The organism is Paenibacillus sp. JSM ZJ436 (genome assembly GCF_044383795.1).
Classification (GTDB): Bacteria; Bacillota; Bacilli; order Paenibacillales; family Paenibacillaceae; genus Paenibacillus_AQ; species Paenibacillus_AQ algicola.
In genome coordinates this window covers 293,067-316,981 of record NZ_JBISEO010000005.1, presented here as the reverse complement: position 1 = coordinate 316,981, position 23,915 = coordinate 293,067, and the positions used below count along the sequence as shown (strand labels likewise).

15 protein-coding genes are annotated in these 23,915 nt (G+C 52.3%); 13 read left to right on the top strand and 2 right to left on the bottom strand.

Annotation, left to right across the window (positions count from 1 at the left end; translation table 11 throughout):
- Positions 1-141: 141 nt before the first annotated feature.
- Positions 142-639, bottom strand: a complete 498-nt coding sequence (locus ACH6EH_RS09460; protein WP_397332117.1) for a lactoylglutathione lyase family protein — start codon at positions 637-639, stop codon at positions 142-144.
- 109 nt (positions 640-748) lie between these two features.
- On the bottom strand, positions 749-1,498 hold the full coding sequence (locus tag ACH6EH_RS09455; protein ID WP_397332116.1) for a hypothetical protein: 750 nt from the start codon (positions 1,496-1,498) through the stop codon (positions 749-751).
- Positions 1,499-1,907: 409 nt separating this feature from the next.
- On the opposite strand from ACH6EH_RS09455, the gene ACH6EH_RS09450 reads away from it, so the two are divergent.
- From ACH6EH_RS09450 to ACH6EH_RS09390, 13 genes are all read left to right on the top strand, one after another.
- The gene (locus ACH6EH_RS09450; protein ID WP_397332115.1) at positions 1,908-2,858 is read left to right on the top strand and encodes a GGDEF domain-containing protein; all 951 of its coding nucleotides are present in this window, start codon (positions 1,908-1,910) and stop codon (positions 2,856-2,858) included.
- A 138-nt stretch (positions 2,859-2,996) separates the two neighbouring features.
- A complete protein-coding gene (locus ACH6EH_RS09445; protein ID WP_397332114.1) occupies positions 2,997-7,388 on the top strand; it encodes a helix-turn-helix transcriptional regulator in 4,392 nt (1,463 codons plus the stop codon).
- Between the two features lie 139 nt (positions 7,389-7,527).
- Entirely contained in the window at positions 7,528-14,670 is a 7,143-nt protein-coding gene (locus ACH6EH_RS09440) for an InlB B-repeat-containing protein (RefSeq protein ID WP_397332113.1), read from the top strand.
- Between the two features lie 191 nt (positions 14,671-14,861).
- A complete protein-coding gene (locus ACH6EH_RS09435) occupies positions 14,862-15,449 on the top strand; it encodes a sigma-70 family RNA polymerase sigma factor (protein WP_208203718.1) in 588 nt (195 codons plus the stop codon).
- Positions 15,424-16,125 (top strand): DUF3600 domain-containing protein, encoded by a 702-nt coding sequence (locus ACH6EH_RS09430; RefSeq protein WP_397332112.1) that lies wholly within the window; start codon positions 15,424-15,426, stop codon positions 16,123-16,125. Before ACH6EH_RS09435 ends, ACH6EH_RS09430 begins: the two co-directional genes overlap by 26 nt.
- A gap of 122 nt (positions 16,126-16,247) precedes the next feature.
- Positions 16,248-17,210 carry a sigma-70 family RNA polymerase sigma factor gene (locus tag ACH6EH_RS09425; protein ID WP_397332111.1) on the top strand — a complete coding sequence of 321 codons (963 nt, stop codon included), beginning with the start codon at positions 16,248-16,250 and terminating at the stop codon, positions 17,208-17,210.
- A gap of 74 nt (positions 17,211-17,284) precedes the next feature.
- The gene (locus ACH6EH_RS09420) at positions 17,285-17,710 is read left to right on the top strand and encodes an SRPBCC family protein (protein WP_138227476.1); all 426 of its coding nucleotides are present in this window, start codon (positions 17,285-17,287) and stop codon (positions 17,708-17,710) included.
- Positions 17,707-18,135, top strand: a complete 429-nt coding sequence (locus ACH6EH_RS09415) for a VOC family protein (protein ID WP_397332110.1) — start codon at positions 17,707-17,709, stop codon at positions 18,133-18,135. Before ACH6EH_RS09420 ends, ACH6EH_RS09415 begins: the two co-directional genes overlap by 4 nt.
- Positions 18,136-18,275: 140 nt before the next feature.
- Positions 18,276-19,724 carry a DEAD/DEAH box helicase gene (locus tag ACH6EH_RS09410; protein ID WP_397332109.1) on the top strand — a complete coding sequence of 483 codons (1,449 nt, stop codon included), beginning with the start codon at positions 18,276-18,278 and terminating at the stop codon, positions 19,722-19,724.
- A 239-nt stretch (positions 19,725-19,963) separates the two neighbouring features.
- Positions 19,964-21,022 carry a siderophore ABC transporter substrate-binding protein gene (locus ACH6EH_RS09405; RefSeq protein ID WP_397332108.1) on the top strand — a complete coding sequence of 353 codons (1,059 nt, stop codon included), beginning with the start codon at positions 19,964-19,966 and terminating at the stop codon, positions 21,020-21,022.
- A 37-nt stretch (positions 21,023-21,059) separates the two neighbouring features.
- Complete coding sequence (locus ACH6EH_RS09400) at positions 21,060-22,061, top strand: ABC transporter permease (protein WP_397332140.1); 1,002 nt, start codon at positions 21,060-21,062, stop codon at positions 22,059-22,061.
- Positions 22,058-23,104 (top strand): iron chelate uptake ABC transporter family permease subunit, encoded by a 1,047-nt coding sequence (locus ACH6EH_RS09395; protein WP_483875080.1) that lies wholly within the window; start codon positions 22,058-22,060, stop codon positions 23,102-23,104. Before ACH6EH_RS09400 ends, ACH6EH_RS09395 begins: the two co-directional genes overlap by 4 nt.
- Positions 23,101-23,853, top strand: coding sequence for an iron ABC transporter ATP-binding protein (locus ACH6EH_RS09390; protein ID WP_397332107.1), 753 nt, complete (start codon positions 23,101-23,103; stop codon positions 23,851-23,853). The genes ACH6EH_RS09395 and ACH6EH_RS09390 overlap by 4 nt, the downstream gene beginning before the upstream one ends.
- The last annotated feature ends 62 nt before the right edge of the window (positions 23,854-23,915 follow it).

Below are 23,915 nucleotides of genomic sequence, written 5' to 3'. Positions count from 1 at the left end.
ATATGAACTGCATGGTCGGGGCTAGAATTCAATAGCTTCCTGTGCGCTCCCATGAAAATAAAGGGGATGCTTCTCCCAAGTGCGAGTCTGATGAGATCAGCAAGCACTTGGGAAGCATCCCCTTTTTTACGGCGTTAGGATTTATTGATAGGCTCCTGAAGAGTAGGTCACCTCATAGCTGTGGCTGTAGACTTCGAAGATAATCCCGAAGGGATCCTCCACATAACACATTCTGTACGGCTTCTCATTCGGATAATATTCTCGGATAGGCATTCTTTGCTTGCCGCCATGGTCCACGATCTTTTGTACCAGCTCTTCAATATCTGGATCCTGAACACAGAAATGGAATACGCCCGACTTCCAGTACTGAAAGTTATTGTCCGGCTTCTCGTGATTCGGAAATTGGAATATCTCGATTCCAATCCCATCGGAGGTCACCATATGTGCAATACGGAATGACCCCCAGCCCTTGCCGAATACGTCGGAGCACATGATTCCGATCGCGGTATCGTTGTCCTCCACAATGTCTGACGGTGGCATAACGACATACCAGCCCATCACGTCACGATAAAAGTTGACGGCTTGCTCTACATCGCTCACGGATAAACCGATGTGTGAAAATGCTCTTGGATAAGTCATGGTTCATCTCCTTTATTCTTTAGCGGTTGTTAGTTGGCCTAAACCTCTATAGTATGTACGCTTGGGCTTGCCGTCAAACGGCGGCGGTGGAATGATTCCTATGACCTGGTTACGGTGTCCACTCATCATGCACGATCCCGACGAGGGAGCGGTCCATATCGTTCTTCTCGAACACAAGGCGAAGGCTGCGCCAGTCGAGGCCCTCGTATTGGGGATCGACCCCATCAATATAGAACTCTACATAATCATGCGTCTTTTCAGGGTACACCTCGTTCAGATTGTTCACGGTCGTCCCCTTGCCGATGAACTGGTTGACATGGACCTCCGCATCCTCCAGGAAGCGGGCATCATACACAAATTGTTTGTGGTATTCCGCGTAGGGCATCTCAATGACATGTCCGCTTCCCGCGAAATGCCCCCACACCCGGGCCGTATCCCTGGACATGGCCTCAGTCAGCTCCTCCCGGCTCAGCGTCTGGTCGTTCTCGAGATCGACGTACGCATACGGAGAGAAGCGCACGCCCTTCTCCGGGTGAGCCCAGGCCGCCACGGCTTCCATATCGCCTGACTTCAAGGCTCGCAGTACGGTGACAGCAGCCTCTTCGGCTGTCGGGGGCATGCCCTCGTCAGGTGCGTTTTCCTCATCCGGTTTCTCATCCGATGGCTGATCGGACTCCTGATCCCGCTCTTCCTCCGCGGCGACTTCCTCATCCGGCACTGCGTCCGGGCTTTCCGCCGGCGGGTCGGATGGACTTTCTTGCTGCGGGGAAGGCGCCGCTCCTTGCGGGCTTCGCGCTTCACTGCAGCCACTGAGCAGCAGTGCCCCGGCAAACACAGCCATATATCCGTATCTGTTCATGCTTCTCATCCCCTTTCTTCTATTATAAGCTGTAAATAGACGCGGGTTTGTTCCTTTTTACCTTCACCAAGTGTTGCCTTGTGCATCATTAACCACTCCCCAGATCGTATAAGCACCGCCCAATGGGCCTTAGGGTCCCTTTACCCCCGCACCAGCGAGAACAACGGTTGCTGCTAGGGCACAAATATGATATATGTAACACAAACTGACAACATTCGAGTTTTGTAGAGGGAGATGGGTTGGGTTGCTGTCGTTAATCAATGATCTGTTTATCAATCTTTGTGTTCTTATTGCGTTGATCTTTATCTATTTACAAGTCAGGTGGGGGTTCTCCCCATTCGTGCGAGATTCCCGAGTCTACCCGGTTATTATAGATGGGTTGGCCGGAGGGGTATTGGGATATGTCCTGATGAATTTCTCCATACAGGTAACGACAGAAACCATCGTTGACCTACGTTTCATTCCGCCGATGATTATTATCTTGTTTGGTGGCATCCCGTCCACGTTCATTAGCGTAATCCTGATCATTGCGGGGCGGTTTGAATTCGGCATCACCACTTCTGCGATAGCAGCCATGATCTTAATGATCATTTTGGGAACAGGATTTATTTTGATTAACCGATTATTTAAAAAAAATCATCCAGAACGAAGTTCCTACAATCAAAGTCTGGTGATGATCATCTTCTCCAATATCGTATTTAGTGTGATTATTTCATTTTTAGTAAAAGATACGGAAATTCTAATGCGTTTAATCCCTTCCTATTGGGTGATTTCAATCATTGGCGGGCTTACGTCGGTGTTCTTTGTGGAGTATATTCTAAAAACCCAATACCTGCTCATGAAATATGAAAAGGAATCTACAACAGATTTTCTAACAGGTCTAAATAATGTACGTCAATTCGACACCATCTGGAACGAGCTGATGAACCAGGCCATGGATAAAAAGGAGCGGCTATCGTTGTTCATCATTGATATTGATCACTTCAAGTATGTGAACGATACATACGGCCACCCGATCGGCGATAAGATCTTGGTCGAGCTGGGAAAAATCCTGAAGAGCACCACGCGCTCCTTCGATGTTGTCTCCCGAAACGGCGGCGAGGAATTTTCGGTCATTCTGCCGGACTGTCCTCATCCACAAGCCTTGGACATTGCAGAGCGGGTTCGGCAGACGGTAGAGCTGCACCCTTTTCCAGTCTCGTCCAAAGAAAGGATCAACATCACCATCTCCATCGGCGTGGCCACCTACCCGGAAACGGTGGGCGATCCCAACCAGATGGTGGACAGCGCGGACGAGTGCTTGTATGAAGCGAAACGAGCAGGGCGCAATCGGGTGTGCGGGAATTATGGGGGGAAATGAGTGCTAAACCCTAACAAATGATTGCTAAACCACGAAGGTCACAAGATAATAGGAGAAACGACGAAGGTCGTGGGTACGCCAAGGATTTTCTGCAGGGAGCATGTAGAAGAAGAAATGCAACAGGAGGTCTGCACAACTGTGAATGAAACTCGTGATATGACCCTGAGCGCGTTCATAAACCAAAAATCGACCGTCATGGACCCTTCCCTCTTTTTTTCCATAGCGCTGCAAATGGTGGATTTGATCCATGAACGGCATCAGTGTTCTTCACTTCCCCACGGGATTGATCCCGATACAATAGGCTTGCGAAATGACGGCGGCGAGATGACACTGTACTGGATGGAGTCACCGCAGGAAATGTTGGAGGGAATGTATGCATATATGTCTCCCGAGCAGACAGGGCGCATGATCAGGAAGCCCGACCATCGCAGTGACTTGTACGGGCTCGGGATTCTGTTCTATGAATGGCTGACCGGAGAGACGCCATTTCAGGCATCCACGATGCATGAATGGACGCATGCTCATATGGCGATTCTGCCGGTTCCGGTGGTGTCCAGGCAGACACAGGTCCCGAAGATGCTTAATGATCTCGTGATGAAGCTGCTCGCCAAGTCGCCGGAGGAGCGGTACCAGAGCGCGCGCGGGCTGCAGGATGATCTCCGGATCTGCGCTGACGCCTGGATCGCAGAGGGAACGATTGCTTCTTTTTCACTGGGGGCTCTTGATGATCGGAGTGTGCTGCGTCTGCCTTCCAAGCTCTATGGCCGGGATTCGCAATGGCAGGCGTGGCAAGAGATATACGGCCGCACCCTTCGCGGCGCCAAGGAATTGCTGCTGATCGGCGGCCATACAGGAAGCGGCAAATCCGCACTCCTGAAAGCGTTTCAAGACGATGCATTGCAACAGGGCGGCTACAGCGCGTCAGGCAAGTGTGAGCCGCTGCTGGAATCGAAGCCCTATGCTCCGTTTATAGCGGCCGTGACGAAGCTGATCCGGCAGAGGATGGCTGCAGGTGAAGAGCAGCGGAAGCCATGGAAAAAGAGACTTTTGGACGCCGTAGGAAAAAGCGGAAGCGTTCTGGTCCAGGTTATTCCCGAGCTATCCTGGCTGCTGGGAAAGCAGCAGCCCCTGGAGCCCTTGTCTCCCTTGGAGGCGACGAACCGTTTCCGAAGTCTGTTCGGCAAAGTGATTCAGGCGTTTGCGGACGAGAAGCACCCGCTGGTGCTGGGGCTGGATGATCTGCAGTGGGCGGACTCCGGCACTCTTCATCTGCTGTCCGAGCTGTGGCAGCACTCCTCCCTAAAGCATGTTGTCATCATCGGTACGTATCGGGAACACGAGGTGAGTCAGGGGCACAAGCTCCGGGAACTGCTCTTGAAGGCCTCGGAAACAGACGCAGCCGGGGTCTCGGTCATGAACGTTCATGGCCTCAACTATCACGAAGTCTTGCACTACCTCTCCGACTTGCTCCAGGAAGAAGGAGATGCACTCCAGCCGTGCGCGGATGTACTGTACCGGCAGACGGCTGGTAACCCGCTGTATATCCACAAGATGGTAGAGACCTGTCATGAGAAGCAGTGGCTGTGGTTCCATCGGGATGAGATGCGCTGGAGATGGGACCTTCAGGCGATGACTGAAATGGCCGGCTATGGACAGGTAGCGGATCTGATCCGCAGCCGGGTGCATGATCTTCCCGCACCTACTCGCAAGGTTTTGCGTGTAGCGGGTTGCCTGGGCGCATCGTTCGAGCTGGACAAGCTCGCGCTCGTGACAAAAGACAGTCTGGAGCAGCTGATCCAGGCTCTGTCGCCCGCGGTAAGCGAAGGATGGCTTATATCGGAGCCGGGCCGAATGAGATTTCTCCATGATCAGGTGCAGATGGCGGCCTACGAGCTGAATCCGGAAGAGCTGAAGGCGCAGGCTCATTTGGATATCGGTCGCTCACTGTGGGAATCGCTTCACGCCGAAGGGGATGAAGAGCGGCTGTTTGAGGTCGTGCATCATATGAACCTGGGTCGTAAACATATTGTCGAGCTTGTAGAGGCGGAACAGTTGGCACAGCTAAATCTTAGGGCCGGAAGAGCGGCCAAGGCTTCTGCTGCCTACGGACAAGCGCTGGAGCTCTTGACGGCAGGGGCACAGCTGGTAGAAGTCGGGGGCTGGGCTGAACCTGATTCGCTTTATCTCCAACTCGTGCTTGAACGCAGTGAATGTCTGTATTTCTACGGACATATGGATCAGGCTGAAAAGGATTTGCGTCTGTTGCTTCATTATGCCCGGGCCGTGGACGTTCGAGCGCGTATTTACACGATTATGATTATGATGTATGCATTTAACCAAAAAATGGATAAGGCAGCTTCGGCTGCGCTTGAAGCGATGCAGGAATTCGGGTTCTCAATTCCGTTATCCACCTCACGAGCTTCTATTCTTTTTGAAGTCGCCCGCACCCAGCTGGCTCTCGCGCACAAACGCATGCAGCTTAGCATATTGCCTAACCATGGCGATGCCAGCCACCAAGCCTTGTCAGACATCGTGAAGGTGTCCAGCACCATTATTTACGTTGTAAACCCGGAGCTTGCCGTCGTGATGTTCGCGAGATACGTAAGATGGTCGCTGCAGCAGGGTCTCGGGGATATGTTCTCCATCGCCCTGGGCTCGTATGCCATCACGCTGGCTTTCGGCCTGGGGAATCACAAACAGGCTTTGCATCTCGTCGAGATCGCCTGGCACTATGCCGAGCAGTCGGATAGTCTTCTGCTTAAAGGCAAGATCCAGCTTATTCGAGCTCTAGTAAAGCAGTATGCCCAGCCGGAGCAAATCGCTTCACTCTTCGAGCAAGCGGGTCAAATGAGCATAGAATGTGGGGATCTGGTAAGTGCAGGTAATTCAATTTCCTGCCATGTTATCGCTTCGGATCTGGATATAAAGCGCCTGAATCGCCTTTTGCAGACCTATGAGGAACACTACGGGCAAGTGCTGGATGAAATAACATTACGTGTGCTATATATATCTCAAAGGTACACGGAGCTGCTGCTGCACGGCGATGATGGGCAAGAGCCGTTATTCAGTATCCCCCATATGCCTGATGAGTCGCTTCATACAGCGGCAGAAGTAGAGGCGGGAAGTGATGAGCAGGGGAACTGGTTCTATTACTATACCTGCAGGCTAGAGGTTGCATTTATATATTCCCGGTATGCAGAGGCGGCAGTCCTAGCTGAGAAGGCCAGTCATTATAAGAGAGAAATTATGCTGACTCTCCACCAGAAATACTGCTTTTATCACGCACTCGCGCTCATGGCTGAGGATACGGATTTGATCAGGCTGCAGCAGCAAGAGCATTGGACTACCCTGCGGTATCTGATGAAACGCATGAGAACATGGACGAAAGTTTCGCCGAACAGGACACTGGCCAAATTCCGGATCATGCAGGCGGAATACGCCAGACTAAGCCAAAAGAATGAGAAGGCACTAAAGCTCTACGACCGGGCGATCACACACGCCCAACAGGCAGGTGAGGCCCGGGATGGGGGAATTGCGGCGGAATTGGCTGCAGGCCTCTGTCGGCGAATGGGGGATCTGACCTTGGAAGCAGCCTATCTGCAAAAAGCTTGCGAGGCCTATGCGGCTTGGGGCGCAGCGGGAAAGGTGAGGCTGCTGCAGGCTTCACACCCTGCGCTGACGGTTCAAGCATCCGGCGAAGCGGAGCAAGGCGAAGCCCCGGACTTACAGCCAAGCCTGAATCCCACTCCGGCATCAGCAGCTCTTCATAGTGCTAATCTCGGCAGGGAGCTCGATTTGGAGCTGCTGCGGCAGATGGCGGGTCTTTCGCATCCTGATCACTCCGAGCGGCGCCTGCCGGAGAAATTCCTGCAGCTGGCGCTGCATACTACCGGCGCCGAGCGGGGAGTAGTCTTGTTATACGAGTCCGGGAGGATGACGGTTGAAGCGAGACAGGAGCTGAACGGAGGAGAGCGTGGCAGCGAGATCCAGGACTGCTACGCATCCAGTGTGGTTCAGTTCGTTCAGCAGACAAAAGAACCGGTCGTCGTGGGCGATGCCGGCAGCAGCATATTTGCGAAGGATGACTACATTGTGCAGCAGAAGCCGCGCTCCATGCTGTGCATGGCGATTCGGGATGCTAATCATCAGGAAGGCATTCTGTATCTGGAGAACAATCTAACGGCGGATGCTTTTACCAATGAGCGGGTGGATATGCTGGAGCTTATATTTTCGCGAATGGTGTACGGAGAGCTGAAGCAGCTGGGGCTTGTGGAACGTGACGTTCAGAAGCCGCAGGCTATGAAGGCACAGACGTCTGAGCCAGCCGTATTGGTCGATCCGTTGACCCGCCGGGAGATGGAGATTGTTCAGCTGCTTGCAGAGGGCTTATCCAACAAGCAGGTCGCGGCCTCTCTCCATATCACGGAAGGCACGGTAAAATCTCATGTGAACCGAATCTATGGCAAGCTGCAGGTGAACAAGCGTGTGCAAGCCATTCAAAAAGCAAGAGAGCTTCAGCTCATAGAATGAATGCATAGGGTCATGCAAGCAGGTGTTTTTTTGTCGAAACTATAACTTTCGGTAGATGCGGTAAACCCTCTCGAACTCTACGATGTAGGTAGGAACAGAAGCAGGCAGCCTACAATATCGTCTAGCGGGAGGATTCAATTTGAAAACATGGTATACGCGCTATATTAGTCTATTATTGCTCATTTGCATGATGGTATCGCTGCTGCCGGCCGAGGCAATGTCCGCCTCCATAGGCACGGTGAAATCATCCGGCTCAGCACAGGGGGAGCCGGAGCCGCACATCAACTGGCATGATGTCTCTTTGGCTCCTTCGAGTTTGAGCTCAGAGATCAAGACATCGTTTCAGGATGTGAAGGCGGCAGACTGGTATTACCCTGCCGTTCAGTATGTGCAGCAGCACGGTATTTTCAGCGGGACAGGCAGCGGGAACTTCACCCCTCAAGGCACAATGACAAGGGCCATGTACATCACCGTGCTGGGGCGGATTGCCGGGGTTGATGTCAGCCGCTATACGGCTCCGGTGTTTGAGGATGTACCGCCGGACTCCTGGTATGGACCTTATGTGGCCTGGGCCGTGGAGAAAGAAATAACGACCGGTACAGGCGGCGGCAGGTTTTCCCCGGAGGGGATCGTGTCCAGGGAACAGATTGCTGTGTTGACGCTGCGGTATTTTGAAACAGCCAACGTGGATTATGAGAAAAACGGCAGGATCGAGACGAAGCCGAAGGATATCGCTGCGATTTCTCCTTGGGCCGTCGATGCTGTCATCAAGCTTTGGCAGGCTGGCGTGCTCAAGGGCGATACCCAAGGCCGGTTTAATCCCAAAGCCAAAGCAACCAGAGCAGAGGCTGCGGTTCTCAGCATGGCGAGCCATGAGGTGATTCTGGCCTTCAAAGAGCAGGAGGAAGCTGCAGCGCCGCCCGCAGTACCGGAAGCTCCGGCCATTCCTGCGGCGCCATCGCCAATCGTTGAAAGCCCGGGCAATCCCGGTGGCGGCAGCCCTTCGGCATCGACGTACATCATTTCATTTGAAACGAATGGAGGCACTGCAATCCAGAGCCTTTCCTATGCAGCAGGTGCACCGGTAAGTCAGCTTCCGGTTCCTGTGAAAACCGGGGCTATTTTTCAAGGCTGGTTCAAAGATGCCGCGCTGACTCAGCTGCTCCGGGATGGAGAGCCGGTGACAGGCAGTATGACGCTGTATGCCAAGTATATCGACAGCGTTCATGAAGCGGTGCAGAGTATTCCAAGTGTCACGGTGCTGGATCAGTCCCCCCGTTTCACGCTGGGGATCCAGGAAGCCACCGGGTCCCTGACGGCCGAGCAGGTGAGGGCAGGCATGACGTTTGAAGCCCCGGCGAATCCAGGCTTTGCCGGTATTCAGGTGACCGGCTCGCAGGGCACATTTACGGCAGCGGCCCAGGAAGGGGCTTTTGAAGAAGGGAATACATATCAGGTCACGCTAACGGACGACAAGCTTTCTTTTACCGGACAGGATCCCTCGACGCGGGTTTATGTCTTTAGCATTAGCAAGCAGGAGGTTGCGCAGCTGCCTCTGAATCCTGAGCTAATCTATGTCCCGGCCTCCGAAGTGCAAGGCATGTCCCGGGAGGGGGCACCCATGTCATTACATTCGGTACCGGTGATGCGCGCCAGCGTGACGAACGGTGGGGCGGCGCTGTCAGCGGCAGATGTAACGAACGGGACGTTTAACTATGCCGGCAGCATGAGCATTGACGTGGGAGATACAGTGTCCATTTATGAAGGGGCTCGGCCCGATCAGCGTACGGTTAACACGACCGAGGCCGATAACGGTGAAGTCGCGTATGTAGAAATTACAGCAAAGAATGGAACGACCTATACGTACACCAGCGCTGATGCGGAGGAGGTGCTGCTTAAACCGGATGTGCTGCCTGTCAGCAGTGATTCGGATATAGACGGCGATCCTGACAACAACTCTATTACGGTAGATCATGCTTCGCTCAATTTTCAGGACAGCAAGTATGCACCGCTGGGACTCAGTGAGCTGACTACCGTACAAGAAGGGGATTACATCGCCTTTTACGAGGGAGAATTCGGAAGTCAGTCCAGCTCTGCGGGCTACGCCAGAATTACCTCCGTCACCTCGGCAGGTTCAGAGGATATTATTACCTATACTGAAGTGACCTCTGAGGACATTGCGAATGCGCTGGATTTCTATCAGAAGCAGCGTATAGATGGCGATGAGCTGTTAGAGGATGCCCAGGAGGAGAGGCTTGAGGCGCAGATCAAGCAGCAAGCGATCGAAAGCGGATTTGTACAGGAGGCCGCTGATTATCTGTCAACCATGGCTCTGCAGACGGACGGGTTCAAGCAGCGATATGATGAGCGCAGCATCGCGGCATCCAAAGGCTCAGATATTGAGGTTAGTGTGGAGAATCTGACCGTTGTGCCTTCCATCGGCACGAAGCTGAAGCACTTCCCCGGACATACCGGTGCTAGTGTAACACTTCAGGTACAATGCGATATTATCATTGATACCGATGAGGGCAATGATGACAGCTTTATCATCCACATTACGAGCACATTTGAGGAAGAGATCCGCTTTGAGCTCGGGATCAACGGCGATACTCAGGTGAAATGGTACTGGTTCATTCCGATCATTCAAGACTACACCATTACCGCCAATCTGGATGCTTATACGTATACGGGCATCAATATCACAGCAGAGATGGGCACCATCGAAAAAGATAAAGGCCCGGACTGGTCACAGGCCAGCGACATCACGAACATAGCGCAGCAAATGCAGGCGCTGATGGATGGCGTGCAGATGAAGGAGACATTAAACGCGTCAACCCTGAAGCAGATGTATCAGGAGCTGCTCCAGAACGAGACCGAGTGGGTGCCGCTCTTGAGCCAGGAGCTTCTGCAGCAGAAAAAGAGAATCTGCTATGGCGTGATCGAGATCGAGTTCACGGTCAATTTCGTCATCAGTCTGAATCCCAATATTACGCTCGGCAGCGATTTCGGCTATAAAAGTGCGAAGCGGTATTCCGTTACTGTACGTGTACTGAGCAGAACGGGTGCCAGCAACACGGTCAGCTTGTCCGGAGATGGCGAATATCATATCAAGCTGTATGTACTGGGAACGCTGGGGCTGCGGGCAGGCATCCAGATGCAGCTGAAGGCCGGTCTGTTCAGCGTCGATTTGAACAGCGTCGGGTTTGAAGTAGAAGCCGGGCCTTATTTGAAGCTTATGGGGTATTTTTACTATCAGCTGGTGTATACAGCGGCAGCCGGGACACAGACCCAATCCGCGGGAGCCATGTATATGGAGATCGGGATTTACCTGGAGTCTATTTTTGCAGCTCAGCTCGGAAATGGAGCTCTTTCGGCGCAGGTTCCGCTCTATTCCAATGAGTGGCCGCTCTACTCTGCAGGATCGCAGCTGAGTGTGGATGATTTTGTATATGTGCAGGAGGATACGCCTGTGATCCAAATGGTCAAGCGGCTGGAAAGTGAGAGCCTGCCATCCCGGCTGTTTACCATGAGTGCGATGGATTTGAAGTCGGGAGAGGTGATCGAGAAGGTCTATGATGCATCCCAGTTCACCATCGAAATGACAAACCCTGAATTTAAGTACGATACGGCCAAAAATGTAATTACGGTGACGACGAACAAAGGGGCTACGCATGGAGAGATGGTGCTCACCTGGAAGCAGGCGCCGTTAGCGTTCACCTCCGCGCCCATCAAGCGGGTCGTTGAATTGAGCTGGATTAACAATGATTATACGAAGTTTCTGCAATTTTACCCGGGGAATGGAGATTCTTCGCTCCTGCTGAGAGGTCAGTATAATGAGAAGATTGTGCCTCCGGCGCCTCCGGTGAGGGCTGGTTATACGTTCAAGGGCTGGTACACAGAGGATGGCAAAGAGTATATTGTCCCTGACCGGATGCCCGAAAATCCGGAGTGGCTGTACGCCAAGTGGGAGCCGAGAACCGATACACCGTATAAGGTCGAGCATTATTTGATCGATCCCAATACGAATGAAGCTTCCCTTGCAGCTACAGAGAATTTGAAGGGGACCTCAGGGACGGAGCTCCGCATTTCCTCCAATAAATATCAAAGTGAAGGGTTTTTATCCGGATATGTTGGAGGTGTATACATCAAGGGAGACGGCTCGACGGTAGCCAAAATCTATTATGAGCGCCATTATGCAACGCTTACCTTCAGCCTGGGCTACCGGGATTCCCGCGGCAATGAGTTGTTCACAAGGTCGATCACGGCGAGAAACGGGAAAAACATTTCGACGCAAATCCCGGGGGCGTTCAGAGCGGGATACACGTTTACAGGCTGGTCGTCAGCAGTACCAGCGGTGATGCCGACGAAAGACATGACGTTCACGGCGACCTGGAGGGAGAGTGAGGACACCCCTTATAAGGTAGTGCATTTGCTTCAAGATCTGCCAATTCTTAGTGCTAATGCTGCGGGTCATGTAAGCTATACCGATGCCCCAACCTATAGCGTCGCGGAATCCAATTCGTTTAAGGGGACGACGAATGCGGCCATTCAGGCAGCCCCGAAAAGCTTCGATGGCTTCACTTATGACAGCAGTGTCCCGAACACCTTGACTGCAAGTACCATTAACGGGGACGGCAGCAGTGTGCTAAGGCTGTATTACAAGCGGAACCGGTATCAGGTTGCATTTGATGGCAACGGCGGTGCTCTGTCAAGCTATTCATCCTCCATACCACATGGAGCGAGCATACAGATTCCGAATGCCTACCGCCAGTACGCGCAATTTAATGGCTGGTCGCCGGAGGTTCCGGCTGTCATGCCGATGAGAGATATGACCTTCAAGGCGGTGTGGACATTTGCCGACGGACTTTACCTCGCCTATCACTCGAAGGAGACGCTTCAAGGCGGGGCGTATGAGCCGCTGGACAATCCGGAGAAGCTGTACGCTCAGGCAGGCTCAACCGTAACGGCAGCGCCAAAAGAGTACGTGGGCTTCACCTATGACACCAGCGTGCCGGAAAGTGTGTCCACGGGCACGGTCAATCTGGACAGCACCAACCCGCTTCGCTTGAAGCTCTATTACAAGCGGAACAGCTACAATCTGACCTTTGATGCGAACGGAGGGACAGGCGGCTCGGTCATCCCGGTGAAATACGGAGCGTCAATCCTTGCATCAGACATTCCAAGACCTGTGGTTACCCGGGAAGGGTATTTGTTCCGGGGCTGGATTCATCCTGATCCGCCAGCGATTATGCCGGCTCAGGATGTCACATTCATTGCCGATTGGAGTCTGGCTGCTCAGGTCTCTACGGCCGATATCAACAATACGGCTCCGGCAATTGGAGATACCCTTGCGGTTACGGTTCGTATGAGTGACAGCAGCTCGCCAGACGGTCAGGTGATCTATCAATGGCAGGTGGAGACGGCTGTCGGCAGCGGAGTGTATCAGAATGCTGTTGGTTCTGGCAGCACAGCGGCAAGCTACACCGTCACCGCCGCAGAGGCACACAAGAGGCTGCGCGTCGTTGTGACCGGTGTCGGTCAGGCTGTGGGAGAACAGATTAGTGCCGCGACCGAGCCCGTACTTGTTCTCGTTACCGGTGTTACGACCGATCACGTACAGCCTGCCGCCGGGGAGGCTGTGACCGCCCTTGTTACGATGAATGACGGTCAGCCTGCGGGCGGGCGTGTCAGCTATCAGTGGCAGGTGGAGACGACTGCAGGAAGCGGGAGCTATACCGCAGCTGCCGGGACGGGGAACGAAAGTCCGGTCTACACGGCAGCGGCTGACGATGTAGGTAAGAAACTGCGGGTAGTCGTGTCGGGAGTGAGTCCCGTTGCGGGATCACACACAAGTACAGCAACCCAGGCAGTAGCCGCAAAGGTATCCCGGGTTACGATTGATAATACGACCCCATCACTTGGGGACATCCTAACGGCTGATGTCGTGATGAGCGACAGCAGCATCGCAGGCAGCCAGGTGTCTTACCAGTGGGAGGTTGAAACGACAGCAGGCAGTAGCATCTATCAGCAAGCGCACGGGGCAGGCAGCAATACGGCAAGCTATACAGTGGCTGCCGCTGATTCGGGCAAGAAGCTTCAAGTGACTGTTCGAGGTGTAGATCCGGCAATCGGCACGGAGACTGCCGTCACGAGCGCGGTTACGGTACGTGTACTAGGTGCAGTCATTCAACCCTCAGATCCATGGGTGGGCACCACCATTCATGCCGATGTGACCATGGCAGACGGACTTCCGGCAGGCAGCCGGGCTGCCTATCAGTGGCAGGTGGAAACGGCCCCTGGAAGTGGAGTCTATCAGGATGCATCCGGTCAGGGAAGCAGTACGTCAGCCTACATGGTTGCCGCAGCAGATGGCGGTAAAAGGTTGCAGGTTGTCGTAACAGGCATCCATCCCGGAGTCGGTACGGTCATTAGCGCTGCGACGAATGCAGCTACGACGTCCCCGGCGGATGAGTTTATTTCAAATGCGAAGGCAGCAGGGCTTACCAGCATCACCAAGCTGTCCAGCACTGAAACGGTCGTTGCCGGCGACCATAGCTTGAGTGCTAGCCTGCGGGTGCCTGCAGGCATTACGATGAACGTCAACGGTAATCTGCGAGTGCTTGCCGGTACTACCCTTGCCATTGATGGAACGGTTCACGTTTACGGCAATTTGGGCGAGCTTAGAAATACAGGCACGGTTCTCGTCGAAAGCAGCGGTACAGTCGTCATCAATTCCAACGTCAGCAATAGCGGGACCTGGACCAACAACGGAACTGTCCAAATTCCTGAGGGTCAGGGTGGGACGCTACGATCCGAATATGGATCAACTCTGAATGGATCAGGCCGCATGGATGTGTCCGGCAGATTAGAGTTTGACTTTGCCAATGTTAATCTGACGGGCCCGGTGGAGTTTACCTCATCTGCGTTGCATGTCGTAAACGGCTTTTCTGTCATCAGCAAAGATCCTTCTTATCTGACGCTGTCTACAGGTGCAGGTGTGACCTTAACGTATGTGAACGGTGTAGCCGAGTATACGTTGAACGGCAATGCGACCGTAATGGTTAACTTTAGTATAAAGCCTGACCAGAAATACGTGATCGCAAGCACTTCAGCCCTTCGGATTGTGAGCGGCCGCACGCTGACCATTGATGCCGGCGCCCTTATGGTTAACCAGGGGACACTGACGAACGATGGCACCATCACGAATCATGGAACACTGAATTCAACCCAGGGTACGATCGTCAACAATGGCTCTATAAACGGCAATACACCAGAGACATAGGCTTAACCCCTACACAACCAGGATGTCCTCCTGCCGCTAACGCGGTCGGAGACATCCTGTTTTTGTGCGGGTTGCCTCGCTTTATCTGTGATATTGTGGAAGAAACGTTCAAATGGAGGAAAAGTAAACCGAACCTTTTTCCGGCATCCGGCCAATATAGGGTGAAGTTAAGTATATAGGGAGGGCCCCCCATGAAGGAAGTGAAGATCCAAGAGTTGTTAACGCGGATGCTGCAAGAGGAAGACTCTGCGTTCGAGGAGTTATACAGGGAAACCCGAGAGGATGTCTACCGGATGGTGGCATGCTTGATTCCGAACCGTCAGGATGCGGTGGAAGTTGCCAATGAGGTATATGTCCAATTATGGAGGTCTTATCGTGACTATGATCACACTCGGCCGTTTCGCTTCTGGCTCCACGGCATTGTGATTCGAGTGAGTAATCAACACCGGAGAAGCCTGTGGCGCAGCTTTCGCCGATATGATGTGCTGAAGCGGGCGTTGTCCACAGCCCCGGCACAGGACGAGCCCATAAGCCGTCTGGAGACGAAGGATGAGCTGTTGGAGCATGTTATGAAGCTGTCAAGTAAACTGCGCACCGTAGTAGTGCTGCGCTGCTATCACGATTACAGTCTGGAGGAGACGGCCTCGCTGCTGCAGGTTCCGGTCGGGACCGTCAAATCGCGTTACCACGCTGCAATTATGAAGCTGCGTAAAGAGTGGAATCACATTTCAGATGAAAAGGTGGAGAGTACACATGACTATCGAGCAACACATTCGTAAGTCCCTTGGGCATTATGCACACAGCATCGACGTTCCATCAGAGCTCGATGCAGCCGTTGCCAGGCATCTTAACAAAAGATATAGAGGCCGAAGAACCACACCCTTCCGGCGTGCGGTCCTTGTGGCGCTGATCAGTGTTTTTGCAGTGACGGCCACAGCCTTTGCGGCCAGCCCAGAGCTGGCTGATCGGATTTATGGTTCATTTGCAGAGCTGAAGAAGACGGTCGTGACGGTGACCATGCTGGAGTACCAGAAGCTGGGTATGAAGCTCGGCGGCGCGAAAAAAACACTGGGTGAGGATTACCCTGCCTTCGAGCAGCAGTTAAAGCAAGTGGTCGCTGCCAAGGTGGAGTATGCCAACAAGCATTATCAGATCGACTTTCTGGCTCTGCCGCCCGAGACCTATGCAGAATTAAAGATGCTGTATGCAGAAATACAGCCCTATTTTGACCAGCTGAATGGCCAGCCGATTGCTCAAGAGGTGCTTAGTGCTGAACAGTATGATCGCTACATGGAAGCACAGCTGCAGAGGGAATCCATCCTGGCTCAGTCGGGGGTCAATCCGAGCGATGGACCGGTGGAGCCCGGTGAGCTGCCGGTCGAGCTGCAGCCTGCGTATAAGGAGGCTCAGCAGACGATTTTCGAGCTGGAAGAGAGCATGAACAAGGGAAAATAAAAGCTATCATTCAGGAAAGAGGCACTCTCAACAGAGTGCCTCTTTTCACTTCGCATATGAATCTATTATGATAAAGATACTACATAGATCAATCTCCATTACCATCCAATGTATAGGAGGAAATGATGAACGATACGACAACAGCACAGCTGGAATATTTTCAAGAGGTCAAGCAGGAGCTCACTTACTACTGCTACAGAATGCTCGGATCCATGGAGGATGCCGACGATGCCGTGCAGGAGACGCATATTCGGGTGTGGCAGCACCGGAGCTCATTTCGAGGGGAAGCCTCCTTCAAGACCTGGGTTTACCGGATCGCCTCTAACCTGTGCCTGGATAAGCTCAGGCAGGCGAAGCGCCGGATTCGTCCCGTGGATCATTTCGATCCCGCTGCCGACATTGTAGAGCCCCGCGATACGCTGCCGCCTTCCCAGTGGGTATGGCCAGCCCCGGATTTCGCGGAGAATCCGGAGGATCGGATGATTCGAAAGGATACGCTGCAGATCTGCTTTATTGCGCTGCTGCAGGTCCTGCCTCCCCGTCAGCGGGCAGTATGGATCTTCAAGGACGTTTTTGAGTGGCCCACCAAGCACATTGCTGAGGCTCTGGACATGTCTCCCGCTGCGGTAAACAGCGCACTTCAGCGAGCAAGAGCGGCGCTGGATCAGGAGCAGCTCCGCTCGGATGAATATGCCAGGACCGGCATGGAGCCGGATCAAGAGCTGCTTAACAGATATGTAGACGCATTTGAGCAGTTTGATATGGATACCCTGGTGGCGTTATTCCATGAAGAAGGCCGCATGTCGATGCCGCCGTTCAATATGTGGATCAAGGGCAGAGAAGATCTGCGTCAATTTTTCTCCCTTACGCGGTGGCATTGTGAAGGGTCCCGGTTTATCCGGACCACGGCCAATGGTGGCGTTCCTGTATTGGCGCAGTATGTACCCGGCCGTACCCCAGACGTTCTCGTTCCCTGGGGCATTCATATGCTGGAGGTGCGGGATGGGCATATTGATCATGTTCAGAATTTTATTCATACGCCTTTATTTAGAGCATTTGGTCTTCCACTCGAAATACAGCGATGAATTTTCGCCACACTATACGTCTATAGGAGTGAGAGCTTTATAAACCAACAATTTGATGAAAGAGGTGTTGATCCATGAACAATCCATCTGCTCCTAAAGTAACGGTAGAAGCGACGGTTCAGGCTCCGATTGAGAAGGTATGGACGTATTGGACCGAGCCAGTCCACATTATGAAATGGAGCTATGCGACGGAAGAGTGGCATGTGCCGAAAGCGGAGAATGACCTGCGGGAAGGCGGAGCTTTCCTCAATCGGATGGAGGCGAAGGACGGCAGCATGGGCTTCGATTTTGATGGTGTATACGACACTGTGAAGCCTCATCAGGAGATCACCTACACGCTGGGAGACGGCAGAAAGGTTGAAATTCTCTTTGAGGATCAAGGTGGCGTGACGAAGGTCGTTCAGACCTTTGAAGCAGAAGCCACACACGCTGTGGAGATGCAGCAGCAGGGCTGGCAGGCGATCATGAACCATTTCAAGCAATATACGGAGCAGGCATGAAGATGAAGCTGGTTCCATACATCACATTAGAGGGCCGAGCGAAGGAAGCGATCCAGTTCTACAGAGAGGTATTTCACGCCGAGGTGCTCTCCATCATCACGTACGGTGAAATGCCGGGCATGTCTAATACATTTACAGAAGAATTAAAGGATCTGGTGGCGCATGCCAAATTAAAAATCGGTGATACGGAGCTTATGCTTTCTGATGCGCCAGCCGGATCACTGTCACTTGGAACGGGAAACCGGGTTACTATTTGTATTACGACGCACGCTGTCGAGCATGCTAGAGATATTTATGAAGCTCTGCGGCAAGGCGGGCAAGTCAATATGCCTTTCAGAGAAGAAGCTTTCAGTCCTGGGTTCGGTGATGTCACAGATCAATTCGGCGTAACTTTCCAGATTTATACGGAAATTGAAACCTTCTAAATAAGTTCTGGAGTCGGCCTGCTTAGGGCTCGACTCCTTTCTTTTTGCTTGAGTAAATCATGGTATAATCAATGAACGGAGCGCTCCAAGCCGGTATTGCTAAGCTATGAAAAACGTGGTCTACACAAAGAGGTGTGTTTATGAATGAACGAAGTTTTCAGGATTACCCATTAAGCGAGGATATTCTCCGCGCCTTGGATAACTTGGGATATCAAATGCCGACAGAGGTTCAAAGCAGTGTGATTCCCTCTGCGCTTAAGCAGAAGGATATGACCGTGAAATCCCGCACAGGAAGTGGGAAAACGGCAGCTTACGGGATACCAATCTGCCAAATGGTAGAGTGGGATCAGAATCGGCCGCAGGCCTTGATTTTGACGCCGACGCGAGAGCTTGCCGATCAGGTTAAGCAGGATATGATGAATATCGGGAAATACAAACGAATCAAAGCAATTGCGATTTACGGCAAGCAGCCATTTGCTAGACAGAAGACGCAACTGACATACAGAAATCATGTGGTTGTGGGCACGCCAGGACGGATTATGGACCATATCGAGAAGCAAACGATCGATCTGGAGCAAGTGAGATTTCTCGTGATTGACGAAGCCGATGAGATGCTAAACATGGGATTTATTGAGCAGGTGGAGAAAATCATCCGCGAGCTGCCCAAGAATCGGTTGACTATGCTGTTCTCCGCCACACTGCCAAAGGATGTCGAGAATTTATGCCACCGATATATGAACCATCCGTTGGATATTGAGGTGAAGGCAGGCTCCGAAGCGACAAATCAGATTGAGCATTCGTTATATATGGTAAAGGATGAGGACAAGCTTCAGTTACTCCAGGCAATCACCGTGATCGAGAATCCGGATCGTTGTATCATTTTTTGCCGAACGCAGACTAGAGTCGAGGTCGTTTATAAAGAGTTGGAAAAACAGGGATATCCCTGTAACAGAATCCATGGAGGCATGGAGCAGGACGAACGCACTCAAGTGATGAACAAGTTTAAGCTAGGACACTTCCGCTATCTGATTGCTACGGATGTAGCCGCAAGAGGGATTGATATCGAGAACATCAGTCACGTCATGAACTATGATCTTCCATTGGAGAACGAGAGCTACGTACACCGCACGGGTCGAACGGGAAGAGCCGGGCAATCCGGGAAAGCGATCTCCTTTGCCAAGCCGAATGAAGAGAAATTCATTCTGAATATTGAAGCCTATATCGGGTTTGACATCCCTAGGAAATCAAATCCATCCGCAGAAGCAGTGACACGGGGAAAGGCGGCTTTTGAAGCGAAGTCAGGGAAGCAGCCATCGATTACAAAAGGCCGCGGCTCTCGCCTGGGGCAGGATGTAATGAAATTGTATTTTAATGGCGGAAAGAAAAAGAAGATCAGAGCTGTGGACTTTGTAGGTACTATAGCCAAAATCGAAGGTGTGTCGGCAGCGGACATTGGGATTATTACCATAGAAGATCATGCTTCCTATGTGGATATTCTTAATGGCAAAGGCCGAATAGTGCTTCATATGATGAAGGATACGACCGTTAAAGGGAAGCTTCTCAAGGTGCAGGAAGCGAACAGAAGCTAACATTTAAATTAGGCAGCAAGAGAAGGTCCCGGGAGCGATGATAACTCTCCGGGACCTTTATAGTTTCTCTATCCAAACTACAGTACAGGTAATGTCATAAAAAAAAGAGGTTGCTATTATTTTGGATCCTGCTATACTTTAAAAATAAATTGTAATTGATAATAATTATCATTATCACTGATAACCGGGATATCGCGATGAGTTTCGAAAGTATACATACAAAGGAGAGGGAAAGAGAAATGAAAAAGTTTAAATTTAGTATTGTAATGCTGGTGTTCGTACTGGTGCTGGCGGCATGCTCCACCGGGAACGATACGACAGGCAGTACAGAAAGCAACAGCGCCAGTGAGAATACAAGCACCACCACGACCCCCGAAACGACGCCAGCCGCCACAGAGCCGGCTCAGCCAACGACCGTTGAAATTACCGATGCTCATGGCAAGGTTACCGTGCCTGTAAATCCCGAGAACGTTGTCGCGCTGGACAACCGGACGTTTGAAACGCTCGCGAACTGGGAGATCGAGCTGGCTGCGGTTCCTAAAGGCGTTATGCCTGCGGACTCCCCCTATGTAGCAGATGAGGGTGTTCAGGACATTGGCAATCACAGTGAGCCTAACCTGGAGATTCTGGCGGCTGCCAATCCGGAGCTAGTCATTGTAGGGCAGCGGTTTGGTGATTACTATGAAGATATCAAGAAGCTGGTGCCGAATGCAGTCGTCATCGATCTGAACTTCGACGTCTCTGCCGAATCCGGCGCCCCGGGTGACAACCTGGTCAACGGACTGAAGGATGCGACGCTGAAGCTGGGACAGATTTTTGACAAAAATACAGAGGCAGAGCAGCTGAATGCAGAATTCGATCAAGCTATTGCAGATGCAAAAGCAGCCTACCAGGATACCGAAACGGTAATGAGCGTCATTGTTTCCGGCGGCAACATCGGCTTCTCGGCTCCGGTCTCTGGACGCGTCTGGGGCCCGATGTACGAAATCTTCGGATGGACATCGTCCCTGGACATCGACAACACCTCGTCGGATCACCAAGGGGATGAAATTTCTGTAGAAGCGATCGCGCAGAGCAATCCGGATTGGATTTTTGTCCTGGACCGTGATGCTGCTATTCATTCAACCGATCCGAAGGTTCCGGCTCAGGATGTTATTGATAACGCCCCGGCTCTTCAAAATACAACCGCGGTCACCGAAGGAAATATCGTCTATGCACCGAATGATACGTACACGAATGAGTCCATTCAAACGTACATCGAGCTGTTTAACAATCTTGCTAATAAGCTAGCCGAGTAGTATAAAGGAGCACGCTATCGTGTCTAACCATATCGTCATGGGGGCTGAGAGAACATCTCAGCCCCATCTTTCTAACCATAATAAAATATGGAGCACGCCTTTTGTCCTGGCGGTCATTACGGTCCTCATCCTGGGCGTAATCTCTCTATTTACGGGCGTCTACGATATTTGGGGTCAGGAGGACGGCTGGGAAATGTTCTGGATTACCCGGGTTCCGCGGACGATTGCGCTCATGCTGACCGGTGCCGCCATGGCGATGTCCGGGCTGGTTATGCAGCTGGTGACTCAGAATCGCCTGGTAGAGCCCACAACAACCGGAACGATCGAATGGGCGGGTCTGGGCCTTCTGGTCGTATATGTGCTGATTCCTGCGCCAACCTTGGTTGAGCGGATGACCGGTGCCATTTTGTTCTCCTTCGTCGGCACGATGGTTTTCTTTCTATTCTTGAGGCGGGTGCGGCTGCGTTCGTCCTTGATTGTGCCTATTATCGGGCTTATGCTGGGTGCCGTCATCTCGGCGGTCTCTACGTTTATGGGTCTGTTTTTTCAAATGCTGCAGGTCATTGAAGGATGGTTCGTCGGCTCTTTTGCAGCGGTACAGGCGGGAAGATATGAGTATCTATGGATTATTGTCATCATTACGATCCTGATCTTTATCTTTGCTAACCGGCTGACGCTGGCAGGCTTGGGAGAGGATGTGGCGACGAGTCTCGGGCTGAATTATAACCGGCTTATTATACTAGCGAATGCGCTGATTGCGGCGGCGGTGGGCATTGTGGCTGCGGTGATCGGTAATCTGCCCTTCCTGGGATTAATTGTGCCGAACATCGTCTCAATGTTCCGGGGGGATGATCTCAGAAACAATCTGCCGTGGGTATGTGTGCTGGGCATGGGCACCATTATGCTGTGTGACATTATTTCGCGCACGATTATCATGCCGTTCGAGGTACCGGTGTCCTTAATTCTGGGAACATTAGGCGCGGTTGTATTTATTGCGATTTTACTGCGGCGCCGCAAACCGAGGAGGAGGCTACGATGAACACCTATGTAAATACTTCGGCCTCTCGCAGCGTCAAGGCTGCCCGATCCGTGAGCGCCTTTCGCTCCCGCAAGGAACAAAAGCGCTACTGGCTGCTGCTTACCAGCCTGATGATGCTAGGTCTGCTGTCCACTTACGGACTTCTCGTATATAACAATCCGGTGCCGGTAGACTCGCCATCGTTCATTCCGGTCGTCGAGAGAAGAATTGTCGCTGTCGTGGCGATGCTGATCGCGGCCGTATGCCAAGGGCTATCGACAGTAGCTTTTCAGTCCATTACGAACAATCGGATGATTACGCCTTCGCTGCTTGGCTTCGAAACCCTGTACTCTACGATTCAGACGAGCACGATCTTCTTATTTGGCGCGGGAACCCTGGTCAGCTTTACCGGTACCGGTCCGTTTCTGCTTCAGGTGGGCATCATGGTCTTGATGAGCTTGATCCTGTACGGGTGGCTGCTCTCCGGTAAATACGGCAACCTGCAGCTTATGCTTCTGGTCGGGATTATCATCGGGGTGGGTCTCAGATCTGTCTCCACGTTCATGAGAAGAGTGCTGACGCCATCGGAATTCGATGTGCTTCAGGCAAGGCTGTTCGGCTCGGTCAACCATGCGGATGCTGCATATTTCTCTATCGTCATTCCAATGGTTCTTCTCATTGCCGTGCTGCTGTTTGTCAGTGCAAAAAAGCTGAATGTGTTATCGCTCGGGAAGGATGCCGCCGTTTCTGTGGGCGTCAAATATCAGCCGAGCATCATCTATATTCTGATCCTGGTCGCTATTCTGATGTCCATCTCTACGGCGCTGATCGGCCCCTTGACCTTTTACGGCTTTCTGGTGGCCATGCTAAGCTATCAAGCGGCGCCGACGTATGATCACCGATACATTTTTCCGATGGCGCTGGCGGTAGGCTTCTTCGTCCTGACAACCGCATATTTCTTGATGTATCATGTGTTTAATTCGCAGGCTGCCGTCTCGGTCATTATCGAGCTGTTCGGCGGCATACTATTCTTAATCGTACTTTTAAGGAAGAGGGCGCTATGATCCAAATCAATCAGGTTAAAAAATCATACACCGATCAGGTCCATATTGGTCCTTTGAACCTTGAGATTCCCAAGGCGGGCCTCACCTCTTTAATCGGTCCTAACGGTGCCGGAAAGTCAACCACGCTGCTGATGATCGGCCGGCTTCTGAATATGGATGAAGGCCAGATCCAGGTGGCGAATATGGATGTGTCCACATCCAAATCCAAGGACCTGGCGAAGATCATTACAATTTTGCGGCAGGAAAATCATTTTGTGACGCGGCTTACCGTGAGGCAGCTTGCCGGCTTCGGACGCTTCCCGTACTCCAACGGGCGGCTGACGAAGGAGGATGAGCGGATCATCTCCAAATATATTGATTTTCTGGACCTGACCGAGCTGGAGGACCGCTATCTGGATGAGCTCTCAGGCGGTCAACGGCAGCGGGCCTATGTCGCCATGGTGCTGTGTCAGGAAACGGAATACGTGCTGCTGGACGAGCCGCTGAACAATCTGGATATTGCCCGGTCCGTGCAGATGATGGAGTATTTAAGGCATGTAGCGGATGAATTCGGCCGAACCATACTGACCGTAATGCACGATATTAATTTTGCGGCTAAATACTCCGATAGCATCTGTGCGATGAAGCATGGGCAGATTGCGGCGTTTGGTACGGTAGCGGAGATCATGAAGCCGGAGCTGCTGACGGATATTTTTGAGACGAGGATTGAGATTATTCAAGGTCCGTACGGGCCGATCGCGGTGTACTGAATGTACAGCGAGGCTCTCCACAGCCATCCCTTGAGAGGGGTGGCCTGACCCCGGAGAGGTGA